This window comes from Methanosalsum natronophilum (assembly GCF_024808815.1).
Classification (GTDB): domain Archaea; phylum Halobacteriota; class Methanosarcinia; order Methanosarcinales; family Methanosarcinaceae; genus Methanosalsum; species Methanosalsum natronophilum.
Window position 1 is genome coordinate 193971 of record NZ_JANUCS010000001.1, and the last position, 24242, is coordinate 218212.

Sequence of the window (24242 nt, forward strand, 5' to 3'; positions counted from 1 at the left end):
TCAAGAAAACCATTTATGTATTTCTTTAAGTTTCTCAAGTTTTTTTTCAGAATATGGAGGATATATCAAATTCAAATTTCCCCACTTCCTGTGGATAATACTCCTCTGATTAGAAAATTCAACAAATCCATGGAATCCAAAAGATTTACCTATACCACTATTGTTTACACCACCAAATGGTAAATTTGGATTACTATACCCCAACATATAATCATTGATTACAGATCCCCCGGCAGTAGTGTGGTTTATTAAATAGTTAATATTCTTTTTATCTTTACTTGCAATATACATGGTAAGTGGTTTTGGTCTTCTAGAAACAATATCACAGGCTTCTGAGGTTGATGAATATTTAATAACAGGAAGAATTGGCCCGAATATCTCATCGTTCATAATTTCCATATCTTCTGCAACGTTATCTAATATTGTGGGAGAAATATACAAGGAAGATTCATCAAACTCTCCTCCATAAACTACATGTGCTCCTTTTTCTAAAGCATCATTAAACATTGATTCAAGTCTCTTGAAATGTTTTTCATTGATTATTCTACCATAATCTGATGACATCTTGATATTTTCTTGGGCAGAATAGAGTTTTTCTATTGAATATATCATATTTTCCAGAAAATCATTATATACTACATCTTTTAAGATCAGGTAATCGGGGGCAATACATGATTGACCAGTGTTTATGAATTTTGCCCATGTGCATTTCTCAGAAATCCCAGAGAGGTCCGCTGTTTCGTCAATTATGGAAGGGGATTTGCCACCAAGTTCCAATGTTACACTTGACAAGTTCTTTGCCGCTTCTGACATCACAATTTTGCCTATTTGAGGGCTACCTGTGAAAAATATATGGTCAAATGGTTTGCTCAGAAGCTCCTGTGCAATATTAGACCCTCCCTCCACAACAGCAACCTCCTTTTCATCAAACAGGTCAGTAATCATTTTTTTAATAAATCTTGACGTGCTAGATGAAATTTCACTAGGTTTTAGAACAATTGAATTTCCTGCAGAAAGAGCATATATAAGAGGAACTATACTCAAATTTAGCGGATAGTTCCAAGGAGATATTATTAATGTTATTCCTTTCGGCTCATAATGAATATAGGATTTGGTTCCAAGTAAAGACAATGGCCTAGATACTTTTTCAGGCTTCATCCATTTCTTAAGATTTTTTTTTACAAATGATAAATGTGCATGTATGATACCTGTTTCACTAATCAAAATCTCAGCTTTAGGTTTTTTTAGATCCGTATACATTGCATGGTAGAGTTGATCTAAATTTTTTTCATTGTTTAGATAATTCTCAATTAGTTCAAGTTTTTGTATCCTTTGCCCAGAATCAGAATTCTTTATATTATTCTGATTTTCTTTTTGCTGATTAAATAAAGCATCTATATCATTGGCCATAATACTTTACCACATATTAATAATAGTTAATTATTCGTCATACGGCTACAAATCCAAGCATTGAAAAGATGTAGAAAATCGATAAGCTAATTGCTGCAAAGGCTTCGATTTTCCCCCAATCCTTCTTATGTTTGAATAGGTCATTTAATGTCAAGCATATCCACAACAAAAATATATATCCTGCCATAAGCGAAAAGAAGGAAAACTCAGGGTGATACCAAGTACCTATAGTTTCTCCCGAAAACTCTGTTAAAACTGTGAAGAAACCTACAAAAGCAACCAATCTATATCCTCTAATTGATTTAAATAGAAGTACTGCAAGACCAAATTTAGCTATTATTGGAAGTAGGTTGGCTGATAGATCAAAATATAAATAATCTACGAGTATCAGTAATAAGAAAGCAATCAATATAACAAAATTAGTTTGATTGAACCAATGTCTATTAGAGTAATTTTCTTCGAATGTCCTCCATAAATTATAGGATGACCAGAATATTGCACCATAGCCTGGAAGTATCCAGATAGGAACACCACCAATTACTCCACCTAAATATATAAAATACTCAAAATGAACCCCTATAAGTTCATGTATATAACCAAATACTGATGCGATAAAGAGAAAGAGCTTACCCCTAAACTCACTGTTTTTCCAGAAAATAAACCAGATTATAGACAAGTAAAGGAAAGGAATTATTTCGATCTCAGTTAGTTCATAAAAAAATAACACACCATAGATAGACAAGAGCATGAACACTGTAAAATACAAGAAATTGTTTATTACAATTTTACTTTTCTTATCTATTTGACCAATGAGTGAATGAATCAGTGTATCAATATTTGTCATGCTCCCTAATAGCACATTTATCCTTTTATAATCTTTTCATTTTCATCTTTAGTTGTACAGGTACAATAATTGTCATATATTCCTTGCAATTTCATTTGCCGAACTTACAGCTCCCCATACTAAACCAATTTCTTTAGCATCACCAACTTGGTATATCTCACGTGCAGCCTGAGCATTTTTCAACTCCTGATACAAACCATCATCAGGTACTCCAGTAGTTGCAAAAATAACATAATCGACATCAAAATTCAAATGTTCGACTTTTTCCGGATTTAACTTTTTCTCAAAAGGATTATTCACATTTTCAGGAATTAATGACATCCAAGGAATATAGGGGTCCTTGCGATCTTTATTAGAAAATATATAGACTTGATTCTCTGAAAAACCAATGATTTTTGAAGCAGTATATGCCTTTACTGCTTGATCTAAACTATCCTTTTTATTTCCATTAGTTGAACCTTTTCCCATGAGCAACCATAACATCTGGTTGCGATTAGCCATAGTTGTATTTGGCATTAAATTCTTGTTTTTACTAACTATTGTTACATTATAAGACTTGTTTTTTGCTACTATGTAAGCAAGTTCGCATCCTACATTACCACCCCCAACAATAAGTATATTTTTTTTATTAGGTGGTACTTTCATACCATTTGAAATGAATTGTCTTGCACCAATGTGATCGATCTTATCAAGGCCATTTATGTGAGGGATGTTTTCTTTTAAACCGTTACAGCAAATAATCACATCGAATTGATCCTTTATATCACCTAATGTTGCTTCTTTATTGAATACAAGGGTCAAACCTTGCTCATTGGCTCGCTCAATTTTATGATTAATATTATCCAAGTACCTCTTAAGGTCATGCTTCATCTCCATCTTACTACCTAAATATAGTTGACCACCAATTACAGAGCTTTTTTCGAAAAGTGTTACATTGTGGCTTCTTTTGTGTGCTGTGAGTGCAGCTTCACAGCCCGCTGGGCCTGCGCCAACAATACATACCCTTTTTTTAATTTCAGCGTTCTTTATTTCCTTAACATCTTCAAAGCCCATATATGGATTCACAGAACAACAGGGATGTCCTCCTTTCTTAAAAGATTCGATGCAACCTTCATTATCGCCTATACAATGAATTATGTCTTTAACATCACCTGTTTTTACTTTATTAGGCCAATATGGATCAGCTAACAAAGGACGGCCCAGCATAATAAAATCTGCCCAATTTTTATTTAATACATATGAAGCAACTTCAGGTTTTCCAAGTTTACCTACTGCAACAACAGGTACATTAATACCTTCCGAAACAAAAAATTGCTTTAATCTACCCGCAATTTCTTCCACATAAACTGCATCATCGAAATAAGAGGGTAAATGTGGCCAAAACCAATTTTCATAACATCCTTTATCAACATCAAACGCATCCACCCCAGCTTCATTTAAAGCCTTACAAAATTGTAAACCTTCCTCTATACTTCTTTCTTTACCTTTAAAAATATCTTTGAATATACTTTCACCGTACGTTTCCCTTATAGCTTGTGTCAAGTCTAATCGATAAATTATAGGAAAGTCAGTGCCACACCTACTTTTAATCTCTTTAACTACATCTAATGCAAATCTGAATTTATCCTTATATCGACCAAATATTCTTCTATTCCATGGATTTGATGTTAACTGATCCATCAAATAACCTTCATGTCCATGTAGTTGAACCCCATCAAAACCTGAGATCTTTGCATTAATAGCACACTGCCCAAAACTCTTCACTATTTTCTTAATATCTCGATTAGATAATGGTAAATGAGGAACTTGAGGAACGTAAAAATTCCTATTCCAAGATGCAGATTTTAATAGTTTACCTTTCAAAGCTGGTTCTGGTGAGCCAACGCGACCAAGACCTGCTGATAATTGTATAAATATCTTGGATCCATATGGTCTCACACTCGATGTAAGATCTTGCCAACCACTAAGTCTGGTTCGTGAAGTACCATCAATTCTTGGAAAATATGTCGTGTTATTATCTTCTAAGAGTGTTGGATCCACTCCATAAGATACAGGAACCAAACCAGTAATTAGTAGCCCACAACCACCTTTTGCTCTTTCCCTAAAAAATTCAATCATTTTATTTGTAGGACGGCCATTGGAATCCACCATATTAATATTGCCAATAGGCGCCATGATTATTCTATTATTTAGTTTACAACTACCAATCTGGCCTGATTCAAACAGGTTATCAAATTCCATCTATCTAACCTTCTCTTAATATTAAAGATGCTTAATTTTACAGAACAAAACATTGATTTAACTATTGTTTTATAGATTTTATCATTTAAGAAATAAATTTGAGGATATTCTAATCATACAAATCCGTATACTTTTTTATTTTTTATAACTAGGTTAAAATAACATGTATGGTTCAAAAGGTTTAAGTAGGCTATAAGCTTATTTTTACACATGTCAGAGAGAGATGAACGTTACAACAGTGAACTAAAAAGGCGAGGCGTACCAAAAGATCTATTTGATGCTAGTAGGCAAGTAACCTGTCCTGAATGTGGACAATCATTTAACCTATTCTACTCAAGAGCTAAACTCTGCACAGGATGTATCCATGCAGTTAATGGATGTGAATTTGCGCGTTGTATTCGATGTGATACTGAGTTCCCATTAACGGATTTCATGAACAAAGCAAAGTCTAGGAGAACTTCAACTTACTTAGAGTCTTTAATAAACAACTATCATAATACATTTGGTGAACGGCCTGGTAGGTAAAAAGCCTCAATAAATATAACATCAGATTTAGTCAAAAACTACGTTGTAATTAAATTAGCTCATAATGTGTTTGTTATTTTCAGTATGACATGAAATATACCTGAAAATTATTTGATAAATAAGTAATCAACCAATTAGCTGAGATTAGAAAATGAAAACCTCACAATTTAATGATGAAACGGATATCATTGTTAATAGTAGCCCAGCTGTAATTTTTTTATGGGAGGCTAAAGATAATTGGCCCGTAGAATTCGTTTCTGACAATATCCTTCAATTTGGCTATGAAAAAGAGGAATTTATAGAAGGTAAACTGAAATATGGGGACATTGTTCATCCAGATGACCTGCCTAGGTTGAAAAAACAACTTAATCGGTATTGTAGCGAGAATACATATAAAGGTTTTACTCAGGAATACCGTATTATCACAAAATTTGGTGAAACACGTTGGGTTGACGAACGTACTCTTATAAGAAAAGACAGTAATGGTAAAATAACACACTTCCAAGGAATCATCCTTGACATAACTGAAAGAAAAAAGCATGAGGAAGAGCTACTTTTAAATGAGAATAGATTAGAAACACTTCTCAAGCTTAACAAGATGACCGGTTATAGTGTGAGTGAGATAATTGATTTTTCCTTAGAAGAAGGTATAAAACTCACTAAAAGTAAAATCGGATACATTGCATTTTTAAATTCTTCCGAAACTGTTCTCACAATGCATGCTTGGTCTAAAAAAGCAATGTCAGAATGTGGAGTTAATACTAAGCAAAGATTATATGATGTAGAGAATACTGGTTTGTGGGGAGATGCTATAAGACGGCGAAAGCCCATTATCACAAACGATTACGAGGCATGCGAAACAAGAAAGGGTTACCCAGAAGGGCATGTATCAATTAAAAGACATATGAACGTCCCAATATTCGATGGATCAAAAATAGTTGCTTTGGTAGGTGTGGGAAATAAAGAAGAAGATTATGATACAAATGATGTTCGTCATTTGAGACTCTTAATTGAAGGTATGTGGAAAATAATTCAGAGAAAAGAACTTGAAGATTCACTTATGATTTTCTCTAAAGATTTTGAGAAGGCTAACAATGAATTAAAGTCTATTCAGAGTATAAAAAAGGAGTTATTCGATTCGATTGGTTCTTCACAAATAAGTGACCGACATACATCAATCTTTGATCATGAAGCTATAAATTCGATAAATGAACAGCAAAGCCAAGTAATGCAAGATTTGATAAGAAGCTCAGAAAAATTGAAAAGTATTATTGATTCAATGGTATATATGAGTGCTGAGAGTGCTGGAAAGATCACTTATTATATGACTTACGAGAACCCTGAAGAACTTATCAATGATGCTGTACTAAACATTATACTAAACATCGATGAAAAAAATATAACTATTGAACAGTATATCCCTAAAAATATTTCTAAGTTGAGGGTTGATAAAGAAAAGTTTACTGATGCTTTAACAAGAATAATTTTTAGCTCAATTCATTTTACACCAATCGCAGGGAATATAGATATTAAAGTTTCAGAATATGGGAATTATGTATACTTTGAGGTCAAAGATAATGGTGTAGGTATACCTGAACCACTTGCATCTAGTTTATTCATGCGATTTCACCAATTCAATGACATTGTATTTGACACCTCGTGGTATGAAGTCTATGAAGAATTGAAATCTAATTATTATATAGCTAAAAATATCATTGAAGCACATAAAGGTAAAATTTGGGTTGAAAGCAATAAAGGAAAAGGAACCTTGGTCAAAATAAAACTTCCTAAATTTTAAGTTGACTAAGAGAAATAATTTATATATCTATCACACATAAAGGATTAGCTAATATGAAAACTGAACTAATAGGCACAGTGTTTCTTTCTGAAAAAAGAAAGGCCATTCTTTTGATGTTAATGGATGGACCCACTACAGTAGATGAAATTAAAAAATGTCTTACTGGTACCTCTAGTGCAATTATGACTCAAATCAAAATACTTCTCGAACAGGGCTTGATAGAGAACGAAGATTATGAGTATAGGTTAAGTTATATTGGCGAGATTATAGTAAAGAAGATGAAGCCATTAATCAAAACTCTAAATGTCTTAGAAGAACATAAGGATTTTTGGCAAAATAGAGACTTAGGACCAATACCTGAACATCTACTTGATAGGATTGGAGAGTTAGGTGATGTTATAGTTTATGAACCCGACCTTAACCACTTGTTCGAGCCACCACAAGAGCTATTAACCAGTTTATATCAATCACAAAATGTTAGTACATTATACTCATACTTTTGCCCATCCTGCCCTAAAAATTATTCCGAGTTAGCAAAAAAAGAAACAAATTTCGAGCTTATATTAACAAAACCCGTATATGAGCGTCTAGAAGAAGAGTATACAGAAGAACATAATGCTATGATCGAGAATGAAAACTCAAATATCTATATTTGTGATGATACTGCAATAAAACTTGGTGCTCTTTCTGTTACAGACGATATGATGCTAATTGCTTTTTTCAATAAAGATGGTGTTTTTGACCATAAAAAAGTTATGAGCTTTGATGAAAGTGCAAGACTTTGGGGCCAAGAACTCTTTAACTACTATAAAGAGCGAGCAACACCGGTCAAGTAAAACAACTTTATAACTTTAATTCTTGCATTGTTTTTTCTTTTTAAATAATAGTTGAAGAATGAGTATTTAGATTTATCCTTGATATTATCAATGAGATTGATTTATTTTACGTTATGGTTTTACTGTCTTATCTAGATAATAATTATGTTAAGAAACAACCATTCATTGTTGATAATATAAATAACTTTGACCAATTACCACAAGTTATTATATATATCTCTAACCAGATATTGATTAACAGTCAATGAATACAAATTATGTATTTGTTATATTGACAAAAATAACAACAGAATACTGAACAGATTGTTGAGAATGGTTAGAATTTGATTTCAATCCATTCCTTACAAGATTATACTAAAAATAAATTCTGGAGGAAAATTATGGACGAAAAAGAAATACTCAGTGGTCTCACAGACGCAGTAGTAAACGGTAAAAAAGATCAAGCAACAGAGCTGTCTGAAAAAGCACTGGAAGCTGGAATTGACCCATATAAAGCAATTGTAAATGGTCTAGCTAATGGTATGGAAATTATGAGCCAAAAGTATGAGGATGGAGAAGTCTTTATGCCACACCTTTTAATGTCATCCAATGCCATGTATGCAGGAATGGATGTACTTACACCTCATCTAAAAATGGAAGGTGCTGAAAAAGCTGCTGTTTTGGTAATTGGTACCGCTGAGGGAGACGTCCACGATATTGGAAAGAACTTAGTTAAAACAATGATGTCAGCTGTCGGTTTCGATGTTATTGATCTTGGTAAAGATGTGCCTGTTCCTGAATTTGCTGATGCTGTTGAGAAAAACAAAGCAGATGTAGTTTCAATAAGCACATTGATGACATCAACCATGGATAACATGGAAAATACTGTTAAAGATATTGCAAGCAAAGGTCTTAGAGATAAAGTAAAAATAGTTGTTGGTGGTGCCCCTGTCACTGAAGCTTTCGCTAAAGATATTGGAGCAGATGAATATAAAGCTGATGCTATGGGAGCTGCTAAGTGGGCAAAAGAAGCAGTTAAAGAACTTGATTCCTCCAGATGGGGATGAATTAGTTTAAATAAAGTAGAATATATTAAAAAGTAATATATTCTGCTATCTTTTTTTTTTATTTTAGAAATTTGGATGTTTTTGTACTATTTTTTTAAACTTAATTTAGTTATTATTTGACTATTGTTTAGCCAGCTAAAGTTGTATTTAGTTTTTGTAGAAGATATTCAAAAATTAATACTGACAGTATCTTAACCTGATTGATTTTGTAACTTTGCATTGCTTAAAAAAGTAAAGAGCTATCCAAATATACGAAGCATATTATTGAAGGTTGAGCTTAACAATATCATAAAATATGAAATTAATTGTTCAGGCTGTTTATACTTGCCTGATAAATTAATCAAACTAGATATTATTATTGAGCCTACTCTCAGAATATTGGAATAACTAAAAAATATTAGTTTTCCATTCTTCTAACATTTTTAATCCTTTGATCTAATGTAGTTCCACAATCACATGGTTCATCTAGCAGAACACCTAAATCTTTGGTGCGATACCTTACAAGTGGCATACATCTTCTATTAAGTGTAGTAAACACGAGCTCACCTTCTGATCCCTCTGGAAGTACTTGTCCAGTATCTGGATCTACAACTTCTACTAAGAAGTCAGGATTATTTACATGCATTCCATTTTGTTCTGTACACTCAATAGCATTAGCTAGCCCAAGTTCAGTCATACCCCACTGTCTTACTGCTGTACAACCCCATGCATCTTCGATAACTTCTTTCATTTCCTCGGTTAATGGCTCAGATGAACAAATTATATTCTTTATTCCAAGGCTTCTCAGTTTATCCAGATTTGAAGCTGATTTGGAAAGGTCATATATAAAAGAAGATTTTCCTATAATAAAAGTAGTTCCTGAATTGACCATTGTATTAATCTGGTCATTTATATCAGAAGAGTCATTAATCACAGACTTGAAGCCTGCTAGATCACATGCTTTGCTAAGAACTAATCCTGGATCCCATGTAGCTGTTAGAGTAGGGTACATTATTTGAAGCATATCTTTTTCAGAATCCATTCCCGCCATTTTTAGTCCAGATATAACTGAATCAACAATATCTAGCAATTCATCCTGTGTATAAGAAATTCGCTTTTTCAAGTCAGCTGTTTCAGTAGTTGTAGTTCCTGAAGTAGTAAATTCTCTTGCTATTTCTCTCCTAGATACACACAAAAAGTGATATGGATTCTGTATTAGTTGTTCATGTGTCGTCAAAGGAACCTTAGATATGTCGGACATGCTCTTAATATTAGTTGACTTTATCCCTTCTTTTTCAAATAGTTCTTGATAATAAGGACTGTTTTTTGACACATAATCTAATAATTGTTTGAATTTATAAAGTTTATACTCTTTTATATCATCTCTTTTCAGGCCATAATCCTTTCCAAGATAACTCAGTTCTTCATTTGCAGCTATCTCTTTCTTGATTTTGAGCAAACCCCACATTTCTAGCGGGTTGCCTTTAGAAGAGTCAATATCCCTTGATTTTAGTTTTCTTTTAGCTACATTTAATTTAACAAAGTTACTAATCCTTTCAGATAAACCCATAAGATATACCTCCAAATAAACTAACTAATTTTGAAATCAAATTTAACACGTTTTAAAAGTATACATTTACCTTTTTGGTAATAAAAATAGCTCATGCTCAATTTCAGATTCTATAGATTCCACATCAAATTACAAAAAAGTAGACTAAGAACAATGTTTTTATCTTTTGATTAGCAATAAAGACATTGTTCTTAGTATTAATAAACCACTATCATGTAGTAATTTGATCCCTATACAGGTATTCTCCATTGCAGCTACTTAGATTATAGTTGCAAAATGGTACAAACTTTCCATCTTTTGTTACAACATGGATGCAACAGTTCTCAATTCTTCCTTTTTCATAGGACCACACGTCTTGGAAAGCCATTGTAGAAATAGTTAAGTATCTATTCTTGCTCATTTCAATAAATTCAGCCCATCCATTACTTTTCGTAGTAGACCTACAACAAGAACTCTCTTGTGGAACTGTAACAGTAGTTAAAGGTGTATTTCCGCAACATTTGTTGCTACCTACAGCCTCCGAATTGTCTTCGTTCTTACTAGATCCTTTCCATCTACCCATAATAGATTTCTTGGTCTTACTTGCAACATCTGTAGAAGTATTTAATGACCCTTGTTCAATGTTAGTTAGAGGTAAGAACTCACCTTCACCTTCTACTAATGTCATACAAGTAGCACCACATTGTGCCGTTGCCATTAAGGCTGGAGTGAAGTGCTCTACTTTAAGTTGACCATTGGTCTGTTCTTCTATATTCTCAAGTAAATCTAAAATAGTTATTTTAGCTTCCTGGTCAGCAGGCGACCTGCCTGACAAGAAAACTGGTTGGAAGTGAACTCCTCGTACAGTAGGCACATTGTTGCTAGCAAATTTTATTATGTTACCAACTTCATGGAGGTTATAATTATTAGCTACTAAGGGTACTAAGACTACACCAATACCTGCTGTTCTGCATTTATTGATTACTTCAGATTTGACTTCAAAAAGATTCTTCCCGGTACGTTTCATATAAACGTCATCTGAAACCCCATCAAAGCCAAGATAAAGTGCATCTATCCCAGCATCTATTATCCGATCAAAGTATTCCTGATCCTGGGCAATCCTAACCCCATTAGTATTGAGTTCAATATGAGTCAATCCTAAGTCACGGCCCATTTTAATTATCTCTGGTAAATCTTCCCTTAAAGTAGGCTCACCACCAGATATCTGGACACATGTTGGATCATTTGAATAATATTTAACAGTCTCAAACATTTTCCTTATTGTTGCCATATCAGGATCTTTACTATCATCCATCAAAGAACTCGCAAAACAATAAGTGCACCCCATATCACACCTGTCAGTAACTTCTACCACTGCTAAACAAGTATCTTGTTTATGGGAAGGACACAAACCACAATCTAGTGGGCACCCTTTTTCAGTAACACCTAGATGATTTTTTGGGCTTGCTCGGTCAACTTCAAAAAAATTTTCCATTTGATGATAATGATTCACATCTTTTGAGATAAGAGTTGTGAAGACGCCATGATCTTCACATTCCTTATCAATATATACCTTACCATCATCTGAAGCATACTTGACGCCACTGATATTCCTGAGACATTCAGGACACAAACTACTAATTTTTTCAATTTGTTCCATTATCACCCTCTGGAATATTACAATTACCTCAAGTTATACAAATATTATCCTCTTTTTTCCTCAAGGATACCTTCTGCACCTTTTATTGTTGGTACCATATCTTCTCCAAGATACATATCACCACATTTAGGGCAGACTATTGCATTACCTGGTCTTGTAACTCCAAGATAGGTCATGTCAACATTTGCTTCAATGGCATTCTCATTACATTTCTTACAAATCCAATCGGCTTCATCTGCAGCTTCAACGTTAAATTCTCCACCTGTTGGGCCCACCATTTTCATTTTATGAGCATATCCACTATCTAATGAAAATCCACCGTTTGAAGCAGAGTATAAAGCATAGCATGTTAAATTATCATCTTCAGCTTTTGCAAGACATTTACTCCCATCTTTGGATTCAAGTTTTTTTCCGCTTTCCTCCGCATCTTTGATTACTTTCTCCATTTCTTCTGCTTTTAGACCATTGTCTTTCAATAAATTAGCAACTTCTTCGCTTATTTTGATATCCATAGAGTACACCTTTGATATTTTTGATATTAATTTTTTGATATCCATCAAGTCCACCGGCTTATTTTGATAGCTTTGACATCAATTTTCAAGTATCAAAACTTTAGAATTTTTCGTATTTACCATAGTCCTTTGCTGCTTTAACCATTGCATGTACGTTTGCAGGTGGAGCGTATGTTGGACATTCACATGAACTTCCAATAATAAATCCTCTTGGACTATCCTTACCTGCTTGCAGCTGTTCTGCAGTTTGATCATAGACCTGTCTAGGAGTACCACGATCAATTAGTTTGGTATCAACAACTCCAAAGCAAGTACATCTATCTCCAAAGTGTTCAACCAATTTGCTTGATGGGAAAACATTCTTTCCATCATTACCAACTTGTACAACAGTAAATGGTGACATAGGTGCATCTTTCCACATATCAAAACTGTTAGTGTGGTTTCCACAAAGGTGGTAATATATACCAGGTCCAGCACCGGCTTTAAGTACATTTTTTACTGCTTTGCATTGTGGTTCATAGCTGAATCTTTTGATCTGTTCTCTTTCTAAGAGATCACCACTGGCAACAACAGATCCTGTAATCATTACATTAGCACCGTACTTCTCAGCTGTTACCTTACATGCATTGACCATATGTTCAGTTGCTTTGACTATAAGTTTGTCAACAATTTCTGGTTCAGTTATCATCCACATAAATACATCTTCAATACCTGCCCAGTTAGTTGCAACTTCCATTGGTCCTGCAAGCTGTGTAATAGGTGCAAACATTTGTGGATATTCTTCTAGAACTGTATCCAGTGCTTTGAAGTGATCTTTGAATGTTGGTCCTTCTTTAAGTTCTTCAGGACTTTTTACCTCAAACTTATCAATATCTTCAGGTTCCTTTATAGGATATTTAGTAATTGCAGGTGGTGAAGTTTCCTGTATCTTAATCTCAGCACCATAGTCCTGTCCCCAGTAATCTGCCCACAGATAGTGACCTACCGGTGTGATATCATACAGTTCACAGGCCTGGCATACCATTCGTGCTGCTTCATCTGGGTTTTCCCAGAAATATTTTGGAGTTTTCTTGAATAAAGCAGCTGCATGAGACAATAAGATTGGGTCAACAATTACCCTTTCTGATGGTTTATCGACAAAAGGTGTTGTCCATAAGTTACCTGCTTTTTCTAACCATTCTGAATTTATTGGAGCAAAATCCTCTGCTGGCATATTATTTATCACCCTTTTTATTTTTAATAATTAATGGTCAAGGATAGTAAAAGGCCATCCATAACCTCCAGTTTTCAATTAGTTTTTTCTAATCAATAAAAACAAATACTTAATTTGTAATTATTGACTGTAAACTAATATTTTGGTAGAGATATATATAATAACTTATGGCAATTGGTCAAAGTTGATTATATAATCAATAACATATCTTATCTCAACACTGTAGTTTTTTTCTTAACCATATTTTTGATTAGACCTTTTTGTTATAGCTACATGGACAAATAAATCAAGGATATTGATCATATCAATGCTTCTAATACCTTGATTTTCAAATTACTTTTTGATTCAGGAAAACATCAACGTTAATAGAATAAATTTTCCTAAAATAATATATAAGGTAAATATATTTAATCAGAACCGTACTTTATGTTAGTAGCTGTGTGAAATATGCATAGGTAAAAAAAATTAGTTTATATCTATTATTGTTCAATTTTCGTCTATTTCAAACAATAAAGGAAGACCTTCTAATGATCCCAAACCTAGCACGAAAATATTCAATGGTTAAAAGATATCGTGAAATCATCGATACTCTATTAAAATACGAGTTCTTCTATTTGGCTGAAAAACTTGGAGTGAGCAAAACATGGTTATTCAAGACTAAAATTAAGCAAAAGTATAGGAGTAGAGCAGCAGGATTAAGCAGACCGGAGCGAGCACGGAGAGTATTAGAAGACCTTGGTCCAACTTTTGTTAAATTTGGTCAAATCCTGAGCACTAGAAGAGATTTACTCCCAACAAAATATATAGATGAGCTAGAAGAATTACAGGATTCTGTTGAACCCTTTGAATTTGACCAGGTTAAAAACATAATCAAGAGTGAACTTGGTTATAATCTAAATGAGGTCTTTATATCGTTTCAAGAAAAACCATTTGCCTCCGCCTCGATCGGACAAGTTCATATAGCAACATTATTCGACGGAACTGATGTTGTAGTAAAAGTTCAGAGACCGGGGATAACATCAAGAATTGAAAGTGACCTTGATATTCTTTATAATATAGCTGGTTTTTTAGAAGAGTATATTGAAGAGTCCAGGTATTATCATCCAAAGGAAATCGTTGATCAACTAGCACGTACGATCAGGTCGGAGTTAGATTATACACAAGAAGCAAGGAATGCAAACGTTTTCCATAATAATTTTAAGAATAATCCTAACATCTATATCCCTCATGTCTATGACAAATTCAGTACAAGGCGTGTAATTACCATAGAATATATCGATGGAATTAGAAGCAATGATCTCAAGGAAATTGAAAATAATGAGATCGATCCAAATAGAATAGTGACATATGTAACAAAAGCATTTATGAAACAAGTGTTTGAGGATGGGTACTTCCATGCAGACATCCATCCTGGTAATGTATTAATACTCAATAATAATAAAGTTGCATTGATAGATTTTGGAATGGTGGGGTATATCTCAAAAGAACTTAGATACGCATTGATAGATTCACTTTTCCTTATAACAAATCGTGATATCCCACAGTTCTTAGACCTATTAAGAGACTTTGATATCATAAGTGGACATATGGATACAGTCGCCTTACAGCAAGATATAGAGTTTCTTATGTACAAGTATTATGGGCGATCAGTAGATCAAATCGATACACCCGAAATGATAAAAGAAACTTTTTCGATCTTAAGAACTCATAGAGCTAAAATTCCACCAAATATATCTATGCTGATGAAAGCTATTGTTACGTTAGAAGGATTTGGATCACAGCTTGTGCCTAACTTCAATGCAACAGTAATAGCAGAACCATATGCAAAAAAACTTATCCGAGAACGAGTACGTCCAGACAAATTGGCTCAAGGTGCATTCACAGAACTAATAAATGTCATAAGAGCTGTTAGAAAATTCCCAGCCCAAGCATCTCATATACTATCCTCTGCTGAAAAGGGTGAATTCTTGATCAACCTTGAACTTAAGTGGCTACAGCAGCTAGTATATCAAATCAATACTGCAAGTAACCGTATAGCTTTCAGTCTAATACTTTCAGCAATAATAATTGGTTCTTCCTTAATAATACAAACTGGAATTGAACCACATTTTTGGGGTGTTCCAGTAATTGGACTTGTTGGGTTTCTTACTGCCGGAATATTGGGGCTTGTACTTGTAATCTACATATTGAGGAGTGGTCATTTCTAAAATGATCATTCATTATCAGCATCTTCCCCTAAACTAAAAAACTATAAATACAACAGTATTCATTCACAATATACGGAAGCACTTTTCTTATCTAATATATTAAAAAAGATTTTGTTTTATTTGCGAGTGTTTAAATGACAGACCCTGACATTGAAAGAAAGCTGATTGAGATTATGAGAATCATCAGTGAAAGTGAAAAGCCAGTTGGTGCAAGGAATATAGCTGATGAACTTAATACAAGAGGATATAATATAGGTGAAAGAGCTGTAAGGTACCATTTAAGAATCTTAGATGAAAGGGGTTTTACTGAAAAGCATGGGTATGCTGGCCGTACAATCACAAAACATGGTACTGAAGAATTGAAAGAAGCTCTCATAACTGACAGGTTGGGATATGTCATCAATAGAATAGATGAACTCATTTATCTGACCGACTATGACCTGTACACAAAAAAAGGTAAAGTTATAGTAAATCTGTCTTATATCAATGAAAATGAGATCGATGATGCACTTAATATTATGAAAGATGTTGCAAGTCTTGGTATAGGTATTAGTCCTAAAATAAAGATTTTCGATGAAGGAAATGATGACAATGTTATAGTACCTAAAGATAAAATCTGTATTGCTACCATGTGTAGCATAACCTTTGATGGCCTCTTACTAAAAAACGGCATCCCTGTAGAACCTTATTATGGTGGGATTTTAAAAATTGAAAATAATGTGCCTATTAATTACTCTGACCTCATCTCATATCATGGCACCTCTATAGACCCAATAAAAATTTTCATGAGCAGAAAATCGACTTCTGTACTTGATGTCATGGAAACGGGAACTGGTTCGGTTCTTTCTAATATCAGGTACATTCCATCTTCTGCAAAGGAAAAAGCTGAGCTTATCATAGACAAAGCATCTGAATCCGATATACTTGGTGCAATTCGGGTTGGTAACTCTGGAGAAGAATTGTTTGGTGCACCTGCTGATATTGGAAAATCTGGAATTCCCATATTTGTTGGTGTTAATTCCATTGCAGCAGTAGAAGAAAATGGAATAAATGTCACAACACACCCAATATCAACAATAATTGATTATTGTAGCATGAAAAAGATCTAGAATATTTAATGGAACCAATATATGGAGACTTTTTGTTGAAAAAAGACATAGATGGAAACATCGATATAGCAAATTATGGTGATAAAGCAAGCATTACTACAGGAATACAGCAAATGGACCATATCTTACATTATCTAAGACTTGGAGATAATGTAGTTTGGAAAATTGAAAGCATTGGAGATTACAAGTATTTCGCTACATCTTTCATAAAAAGTGGAATTGAGAACGGATATAAATGTGTATATGTGAGATTTGCACCTCATGATCCCATACTTGAACCAATGGATGGGCTGGATATAATCAATGTGGAACCAAGCTATGGTTTTGATTATTTTAGTAGCCAAGTTCATAGGATAATTAAGTCTTATGGAAAAAAAGTATTTTATGTGTTTGATAACCTATCTTCACTTGTTGTAGAATGGGCTACAGATGAGCTCGTTGCTAATTTCTTTAAAGTCACGTGTCCTTACCTATTTGAACTTGATACTATTGGATACTTTGCACTTTCCAGGGGACGACATACACATACAACTGTTGCAGCAATAAGGGACACTACACAGGTCCTTATAGACTTTTACCACATTAAGGACCAAGCCTATGTACATCCATTAAAGGTCTATGCTAGATACTCTCAGAGTATGTTCTTACCACATGCCGTCACGGATAGTTCTGAGTGGAAACCCGTCTTTGAAAGCGGTGCAGCTGCCTCAATTTCTTCAAGTGACCGAGAAAAGGTTCTTCACCGGAGTACAACTGCCACTGCTCCATGGGACAGTGTGTATACACGACTTAAAATGTACTACGAGATTGGTGACTTGAAAGAAGAATTACATCCTGAGATACATGCTTTAAAAAAAGAACTTTCAAGAATGATAATTGGGGATCACCCCAAGTTCAACGACCTTGCAGACATTTACCTTTCTTTTGAAGATCTGCTTAGTATCAGGGACAGAATCATCGGCTCTGGAAGGATTGGGGGTAAAGCAGTAGGTATGTTGTTAGCAAGAAACATTGTACTAAAGAACAACAAAGAAGATATTTCAGAAATTATTGAACCACATGACTCATTTTACATTGGTTCAGATGTTTTTTTTAGTTTCATGATCAATAATAATCTGTTTCGCCTAAAACTGAAGTTGTCAGACAGTTCGGGTATGACAAAGAATGAATTCTTTGAAGTTGAAAAAAAGTTCCTTGAAGGTGATTTCTCAACTGATATTATAGAACAATTCAAAGACATGTTAGAGTATTTTGGACAGGCACCTATTATAATACGGTCAAGTAGCTTACAAGAAGATAGTTATGGAAATGCCTTTGCAGGTAAGTATAGAAGTGAGTTCTGTGCTAATCAAGGTAGTCCTGAGGACAGATTAAGCTCTTTCATCAATGCAGTAAAATTGGTCTATGCGAGTGCATTGAATCCAGACGCTCTTTCATACAGAAGAAGTAGAGGATTACAATACGAAGATGAGCAAATGGCAATACTTGTCCAAAGAGTATCTGGACTGCGGTACAACCATTTCTTTTTCCCATCATTAGCAGGTGTGACATTCTCGAAGAACATGTTTACATGGACCAACAGGATCGACCCATCTAAAGGAGTCATAAGATTAGTTTTCGGCCTCGGCACCAGAGCTGTTGATCGTGTAGGTAGAGATTATCCAAGAATGATAGCTGTAAGCCATCCCACACTTAGGCCAGAAACTGGTATCCAAATACAAAAATATTCTCAGTGGGACGTTGATGTGATTGATCTGAAAAACAACAGGTTAACTACGATCCCATTCCACAAACTTTTGAGTAAAAAAGATTACCCTAACCTAAAAATGTTTGTATCTTGTTTAAATAATGGATATATTGAAGACCCATATATGGGTAAAATCGAATGTGAATCGAGAAAAATGATACTCACATTCAATAACTTAATTAAGAAAACCAGTTTTGTCAAAAAAATTGATACCATCCTTGAAACTGTTGAACAAGTTTATGAAAAACCTGTAGATATTGAATTTACTTCACATGTAGACAATAGAGGTGATATCAAAATAAATATAGTCCAGTGTAGACCAATGACAATCCCAGGCATCACTGATGATACTACCCTCCCTAAAAATATTCCTGAGAAAAATATTTTGTTCCAGTCAAGCATGGTAATAAATGCAGGTAAGATCGATAACATTAACTATATCCTATACATCGACCCAGAATCTTACGAAACAATAGACAGTTTTGATAAAAAGCGATCTCTTGGCAGAGTTGTTGGACTAATCAACTCAATATTGGCCAAGATAGAAAAGCAGTTTATATTGATTGGGCCTGGAAGATGGGGTAGTAGTAACATAGAATTAGGAGTAAATGTGACTTACAGTGAAATTGATAACACATCTGTGCTTGTAGAGATGTCTCGGATCAAAGAAGGTCATACCCCAGAAGTATCTTATGGGACTCATTTTTTCCAAGACCTTGTTGAAAGTGGGATTGTTTATATGCCATTATATCCGGATCAAGAGGATAGCTTGTTCAATGAAACTTTCTTTTATGAATCAAAAAATGTATTAACTGAGCTACTCCCAGAATATAAAGAGTTCGAGAATATAGTTAAGTTGATAGATATAAGTTTAGAAAAAAATAACTCCCAAATATCTGTTATTGCAAACCAACAAGCACAAAAAGCAATAGTTTTCCTAAAAAATAATGAATGAAAATAATCAAATAATGATTAATCTACAAACTTGATTCCAATATCCTTCTTTTGGTTGCGAATAGCAATATTTATGACTAAAGGAGTAAGTGCCTCTATCATTGAAGATGTTTCCAAAGGCCCTACGTCAATAGGTCGCATGTTAGGTATATCCCGCACAAGGTCAAACACAATTTCTTTTGACCGCATGTAATTACCACATACACCAATATCATAATCTAAATCTAAATCCAAATTGGCTAGCTTAGCTGCTGGTACATTGTGGAACGCCGATACTAATTCAATTCCTTCAGGTAACATCGCATCGATTTCTTCAGCCGCACTCCCTAGTTTAGGTGTCATGTAGCAGAAATAATCGGCTTTAAAGTCTTCTCTTGAAGTTGCTTCAATTTGTATCGAATCAGAATCTGGTAGAATCGTACATTGGTTTTTCTCCATAGGAACAACTACTGAAACTATAATTTTTCGATCTAGTACAGGCTTAAGCTGCTCAATGATAGATTCTACCTTGCTGTACCTTACAGCTAGGATTATAACCTCCGCCTCTGAAGCTGCACCTAAATTTGTATTACCGGTAATCAAAGCATCCATATTACGATCTTTTAAGAGATTAGCATACTCTAAAGCCTTATTCTCAGCCCTTTGTTTATCTCTTGACCCTACTATAATCTCATGTTTGCTACCCCATCTTACTGCAAACCCTTTTCCAATATTTCCGGTTCCACCAATTATTGCGATTTTCATGATAATCCCATCAGTTTCGTTAAAAAATATGGCCTGAAATTAGGCCATTTGTATCAAATATTTTAAAAGCTTAAATCCAGCCACGATCTTTCATTGCAAGTACTACACGCTCAATAGCAACTACATATGCAGCTGTTCTCATATCTGTATTATACTTATCTGCAGCTTCGTATACCGAATTATATGCTTCTGTCATCTTCCTATCAAGACGTGTATGCACTCTTACTTCACTCCAATAATACATATAGAAATTTTGTACCATCTCAAAGTAAGATACTGTTACACCACCTGCATTACATAAGAAATCTGGTATGATATGGACACCGCGTTCATAGAGTATATCGTCTGCTGAAGGCGTTGTAGGACCATTCGCTAGTTCTGCAACAATATTAGCCTTGATATTATATGCATTCTTATCTGTTATAACATTCTCCAAGGCTGCAGGAATCAGTATCTCGACATCTAATTCAAGTAATTCTTCATTGGACACTGGAACAGTGTTAGGAAGATTTGCTACAGATCCCGTTTCTAATTTATGTTGGCGTGCTAAGTCAGGATCAATACCGTCTTCTAAATTCATCACGCCACCTTTACTATCACTGATAGCCACTATCTTTGAACCAAAAGTCTCTTTAGCCAAACTTGCGGCATAATATCCAGCATTACCATATCCTTGGATTGCAATCTTTGCCTCTCCCATATCAATTCCAAGTTTTTGGGCAGCTTCTCGGATAGTATATATCCCTCCTCTGGCTGTAGCATCTCCTCTACCAAGAGATCCACCTACTGTCAGAGGTTTTCCAGTAACAACTCCTGGCTGGTTCATCCCTTTTATTTTAGAATATTCATCCATCATCCATCCCATCATCTTTGGATTAGTATAAACGTCAGGGGCAGGGATATCCATCCTTGGGCCTACTATATGTGAAATACTAGCTATATATTGGCGACTTAGCCTCTCTAATTCAGTTTCTGATAATTCTTTTGGATTACAAACAACCCCACCTTTGCCACCACCTAGTGGAATATCAACTACTGCACATTTCCATGTCATCCATGCAGCAAGCGCTCTTACTGTATCAACATCTTCTTCTGGATGAAATCTGATACCACCTTTAGTTGGTCCTCGTGCATCATTATATTGTATTCTAAAACCTTCAAATACTCTCGTAGTACCATCATCCATCCTTACTGGAATAGATACACGCATTTCTCGCATTGGATGTCTAAGCATTTCATGCACATTATCATCAAGTTCAAGTATCGCTGCACATTTTGCTAATTGTTTTCTTGAGTTCTCAAACGGATTTTCTACTGACATTATTAAGCCTCTTCAAACTGAAAATTGTCTTATATCTCATAAACAGGTCCTTTTAAGCTCTGGTGATTAAATATTTCATATTTGAGATAATAATTATATTAAACTAATCTTAGACCTTTTTACTCATTTTTATAATATGTGTTTAAATTGAATAATCTACCCTCAAATTTGACTGAATCTATAGCATAGTTTATTAAATTAAGATGATTTCACACAAATCTTTATATAGAGCATACTAATCACTTCAGATTCCTTAATCCATTTATATAAGAGTTGCTATTTATGCCTAATACAATTAATTGAAGTGAATCCTAATGTCAAATATTATCATTATAAGAGGACATCATTTGATGTGTATGAAACATTTTGAAGGTAGAGGTTATTCTAAATTATTTGTACAAAATATGGAAAATATTATCTCTAATATCCAATCAAACCCTAGCATAAAATTAAAACTAGTATCAAGCTGTGATGATATTTGTGCATACTGCCCAAACAACATCAAGGGCACATGTCAAGATGAAAACCATGATAAAATAATACAGCAATCCGATAAAAAAATTATTGATGAATTGGGTATTGATAAATACAAAATCCATACTGCGACTAAGATATTTCAGTCCTTTGACAACAAGATAAATGAGATAAAACCCCTAGATGTATGTGAAGATTGTATATGGAACTCTATTTGTTTTAGGGACTGAAATAAGAATCTTTCAAACATTGCATGAGCTTTGATTTAGCTTCTTGGTAAGCTTAATATTTTCAGAATAATCCACAGCTACATCTATAATCCAAACACCACCTTCATACAAGCTATGTTCAATGCTTTTTTTAAGATCTAGTGCTGTTTCTACTTTTATAGCATTTGCACCAAAGCTTTTAGCAAGAGTTACAAAATCAGGATTGTTAAAATCAGTGCCCACTTCTTCATTAAACTTTTTCATTTCAGACCAAGCAATCACACCATATTTGGAGTCATTAAATATTACAACAACAAAATTTGAGCCTAGTCTAACAGCAGTCTCTAACTCCTGTACATTCATCATAAATCCACCATCACCCACAACTGCGACTATTTTTTTATCCGGATTGATTAAACTAGCTGAAATTGCCGCTGGAAGTGCAAATCCCATTGATGCAAGTCCATTTGATATAAACACAGTATTCTCATCCATTCCCGGAAATAATCTGCCAACCCATAGTTTATGAGCACCCACATCACTTATCAAAATACCATCCCTTGGTAAGCTTTGCCTTATATCCCACAATATCTTTTGTGGTTTTATAGGATAAGAATCATCTAGTTTATAGCTTTCAAGCTCATCCACCATTTGTGATCTTAGATCTTTAAACTCCTGTGGCATTTCATCTAGAACCTTACAATAAGTTAAAAGACTTTTAAGTGATTCCTTAATGTCGCCTATAAGAGCTGCATCTGGAACGTAATTCTCTGAAATATCAGGTACATTTTGATGAATATGAACAATCCTCTTTTCCCCATTAAAGTTCCAGTGCATTGGACTATACTCTACAGGGTCATATCCAATACATATAACCAAATCTGCCCGATCCAAACCACACATGATGTAATCCCTATCAGGAATACCCATTGAACCTATAAAATGTTCATCATCAGCAGGTATAGATCCTTTACCCATAAATGTAGTTACCACAGGAATACCACTACATGCAACAAAATGTCTCAATACCTCTGAAGCACCAAACCGGATAGCACCATTACCTACCAATATCAAGGGATTAAGCGCCTCTTCCATCAATTTAGATGCATTTTCAAGCTCAATTTCATCACAATGTGTAGTGTGAGAATAAGATTTCTTTAATATCGGGCCTTTCTGAGAATCCTCTTTAGCAACATCTTCAGGCAATTCAATATGTACAGCACCAGGTACATTCTTAGCTATATCAAAACCCTTTGCAATAACCTCAGGTATAAAATCAGCCCTAAGTATACCTGAATTCCATGCGGTTATTGTTTTAAAAGTGGTAACAATATCAATATACTGATGTGATTCCTTATGCGTTCTATCAAGTCCACCCTGACCTGTTATAGCCACCATTGGTGCACGATCCAAGTGTGCATCCGCAACACCAGTTATCAAGTTAGTTGCACCTGGCCCTAGTGTTGCAAGGCATACTCCTGGCTTATGAGTCATTCTACCATACATGTTTGCCATAAAGGCTGCCGATTGCTCATGTCTAGTTACAATGAACTCGATTTTTGACCTTGATATAGAGTGCATCAAATCAACGGTTTCCTCACCTGGTATTCCGAAAATATAGTCAACACCTTCCTCCTCAAGACACTTTACAAACAAATCACTTGCTTTCATAAATAACACCTTAACTCACACTTATGGGTGAACTACATTTCATGAATAGAATGACTTCTTTCTCCATTATCGAGTCCACCGACTCAATTACACACACTTGCGCTGTAGTCCTTACAACACAGTTGAGTATGCTGATAGCTGTATTAAATACCTATAAGTTCAAACTGTTTAAATGCATTTCTTACCTATAGAT

General features: G+C 34.5%; 18 protein-coding genes. 8 read left to right on the forward strand and 10 right to left on the reverse strand.

The genetic code is table 11. The annotated features are described in order from the left end of the window. The 3 genes from J2T59_RS01005 to J2T59_RS01015 all read right to left on the reverse strand — a co-directional run bounded on the left by J2T59_RS01005 (window position 1) and on the right by J2T59_RS01015 (window position 4495). Complete coding sequence (locus J2T59_RS01005) at window positions 1–1410, reverse strand: aldehyde dehydrogenase family protein (RefSeq protein ID WP_259133183.1); 1410 nt, start codon at window positions 1408–1410, stop codon at window positions 1–3. 37 nt (window positions 1411–1447) lie between these two features. Further along, a complete protein-coding gene (locus J2T59_RS01010) occupies window positions 1448–2254 on the reverse strand; it encodes a hypothetical protein (RefSeq protein WP_259133186.1) in 807 nt (268 codons plus the stop codon). Window positions 2255–2326: 72 nt separating this feature from the next. Then, entirely contained in the window at window positions 2327–4495 is a 2169-nt protein-coding gene (locus tag J2T59_RS01015; RefSeq protein WP_259133188.1) for an oxidoreductase, read from the reverse strand. A 210-nt stretch (window positions 4496–4705) separates the two neighbouring features. Here J2T59_RS01015 and J2T59_RS01020 point away from each other — a divergent pair, with 210 nt between their 5' ends. The 4 genes from J2T59_RS01020 (at window position 4706) to J2T59_RS01035 (ending at window position 8700) form a co-directional block, all read left to right on the forward strand. Beyond that, complete coding sequence (locus J2T59_RS01020; protein WP_259133190.1) at window positions 4706–5020, forward strand: hypothetical protein; 315 nt, start codon at window positions 4706–4708, stop codon at window positions 5018–5020. Between the two features lie 151 nt (window positions 5021–5171). Next, window positions 5172–6818 carry a sensor histidine kinase gene (locus tag J2T59_RS01025; RefSeq protein ID WP_259133191.1) on the forward strand — a complete coding sequence of 549 codons (1647 nt, stop codon included), beginning with the start codon at window positions 5172–5174 and terminating at the stop codon, window positions 6816–6818. Between the two features lie 53 nt (window positions 6819–6871). After that, entirely contained in the window at window positions 6872–7654 is a 783-nt protein-coding gene (locus tag J2T59_RS01030; RefSeq protein ID WP_259133192.1) for a helix-turn-helix transcriptional regulator, read from the forward strand. A gap of 380 nt (window positions 7655–8034) precedes the next feature. After that, window positions 8035–8700, forward strand: a complete 666-nt coding sequence (locus J2T59_RS01035; RefSeq protein ID WP_259133193.1) for a cobalamin B12-binding domain-containing protein — start codon at window positions 8035–8037, stop codon at window positions 8698–8700. Between the two features lie 397 nt (window positions 8701–9097). Here the strand turns inward: J2T59_RS01035 and J2T59_RS01040 are convergent, their stop codons facing one another. The 4 genes from J2T59_RS01040 to J2T59_RS01055 form a co-directional block, all read right to left on the reverse strand. After that, the gene (locus J2T59_RS01040; RefSeq protein WP_259133194.1) at window positions 9098–10249 is read right to left on the reverse strand and encodes a phenylacetate--CoA ligase family protein; all 1152 of its coding nucleotides are present in this window, start codon (window positions 10247–10249) and stop codon (window positions 9098–9100) included. Between the two features lie 211 nt (window positions 10250–10460). Continuing rightward, window positions 10461–11888, reverse strand: coding sequence for a radical SAM protein (locus tag J2T59_RS01045; RefSeq protein ID WP_259133195.1), 1428 nt, complete (start codon window positions 11886–11888; stop codon window positions 10461–10463). 44 nt (window positions 11889–11932) lie between these two features. Further along, entirely contained in the window at window positions 11933–12445 is a 513-nt protein-coding gene (locus J2T59_RS01050; RefSeq protein WP_259133196.1) for a DUF7479 domain-containing protein, read from the reverse strand. Between the two features lie 55 nt (window positions 12446–12500). Then, window positions 12501–13613: a uroporphyrinogen decarboxylase family protein gene (locus tag J2T59_RS01055; protein WP_259133198.1), complete on the reverse strand. Its 1113-nt coding sequence runs from the start codon at window positions 13611–13613 to the stop codon at window positions 12501–12503. Window positions 13614–14140: 527 nt separating this feature from the next. On the opposite strand from J2T59_RS01055, the gene J2T59_RS01060 reads away from it, so the two are divergent. The 3 genes from J2T59_RS01060 to J2T59_RS01070 all read left to right on the forward strand — a co-directional run bounded on the left by J2T59_RS01060 (window position 14141) and on the right by J2T59_RS01070 (window position 19631). Next, entirely contained in the window at window positions 14141–15820 is a 1680-nt protein-coding gene (locus J2T59_RS01060) for an ABC1 kinase family protein (RefSeq protein ID WP_259133200.1), read from the forward strand. A 134-nt stretch (window positions 15821–15954) separates the two neighbouring features. After that, window positions 15955–16929, forward strand: a complete 975-nt coding sequence (locus J2T59_RS01065) for a DUF128 domain-containing protein (RefSeq protein WP_259133201.1) — start codon at window positions 15955–15957, stop codon at window positions 16927–16929. A 35-nt stretch (window positions 16930–16964) separates the two neighbouring features. Then, window positions 16965–19631 (forward strand): PEP/pyruvate-binding domain-containing protein, encoded by a 2667-nt coding sequence (locus J2T59_RS01070; RefSeq protein WP_259133202.1) that lies wholly within the window; start codon window positions 16965–16967, stop codon window positions 19629–19631. Window positions 19632–19648: 17 nt separating this feature from the next. On the opposite strand, the gene J2T59_RS01075 is transcribed toward J2T59_RS01070, so the two are convergent. Together J2T59_RS01075 and J2T59_RS01080 are read right to left on the reverse strand one after the other, a co-directional pair. Continuing rightward, the gene (locus J2T59_RS01075; RefSeq protein ID WP_259133203.1) at window positions 19649–20374 is read right to left on the reverse strand and encodes an NAD(P)-binding domain-containing protein; all 726 of its coding nucleotides are present in this window, start codon (window positions 20372–20374) and stop codon (window positions 19649–19651) included. Window positions 20375–20444: 70 nt separating this feature from the next. Continuing rightward, window positions 20445–21695 (reverse strand): Glu/Leu/Phe/Val family dehydrogenase, encoded by a 1251-nt coding sequence (locus J2T59_RS01080; RefSeq protein WP_259133204.1) that lies wholly within the window; start codon window positions 21693–21695, stop codon window positions 20445–20447. A gap of 356 nt (window positions 21696–22051) precedes the next feature. On the opposite strand from J2T59_RS01080, the gene J2T59_RS01085 reads away from it, so the two are divergent. After that, window positions 22052–22399, forward strand: coding sequence for a DUF1284 domain-containing protein (locus J2T59_RS01085; RefSeq protein ID WP_259133205.1), 348 nt, complete (start codon window positions 22052–22054; stop codon window positions 22397–22399). A gap of 12 nt (window positions 22400–22411) precedes the next feature. On the opposite strand, the gene J2T59_RS01090 is transcribed toward J2T59_RS01085, so the two are convergent. Continuing rightward, window positions 22412–24049, reverse strand: coding sequence for an acetolactate synthase large subunit (locus J2T59_RS01090; protein ID WP_259133206.1), 1638 nt, complete (start codon window positions 24047–24049; stop codon window positions 22412–22414). Window positions 24050–24242: the final 193 nt, after the last annotated feature.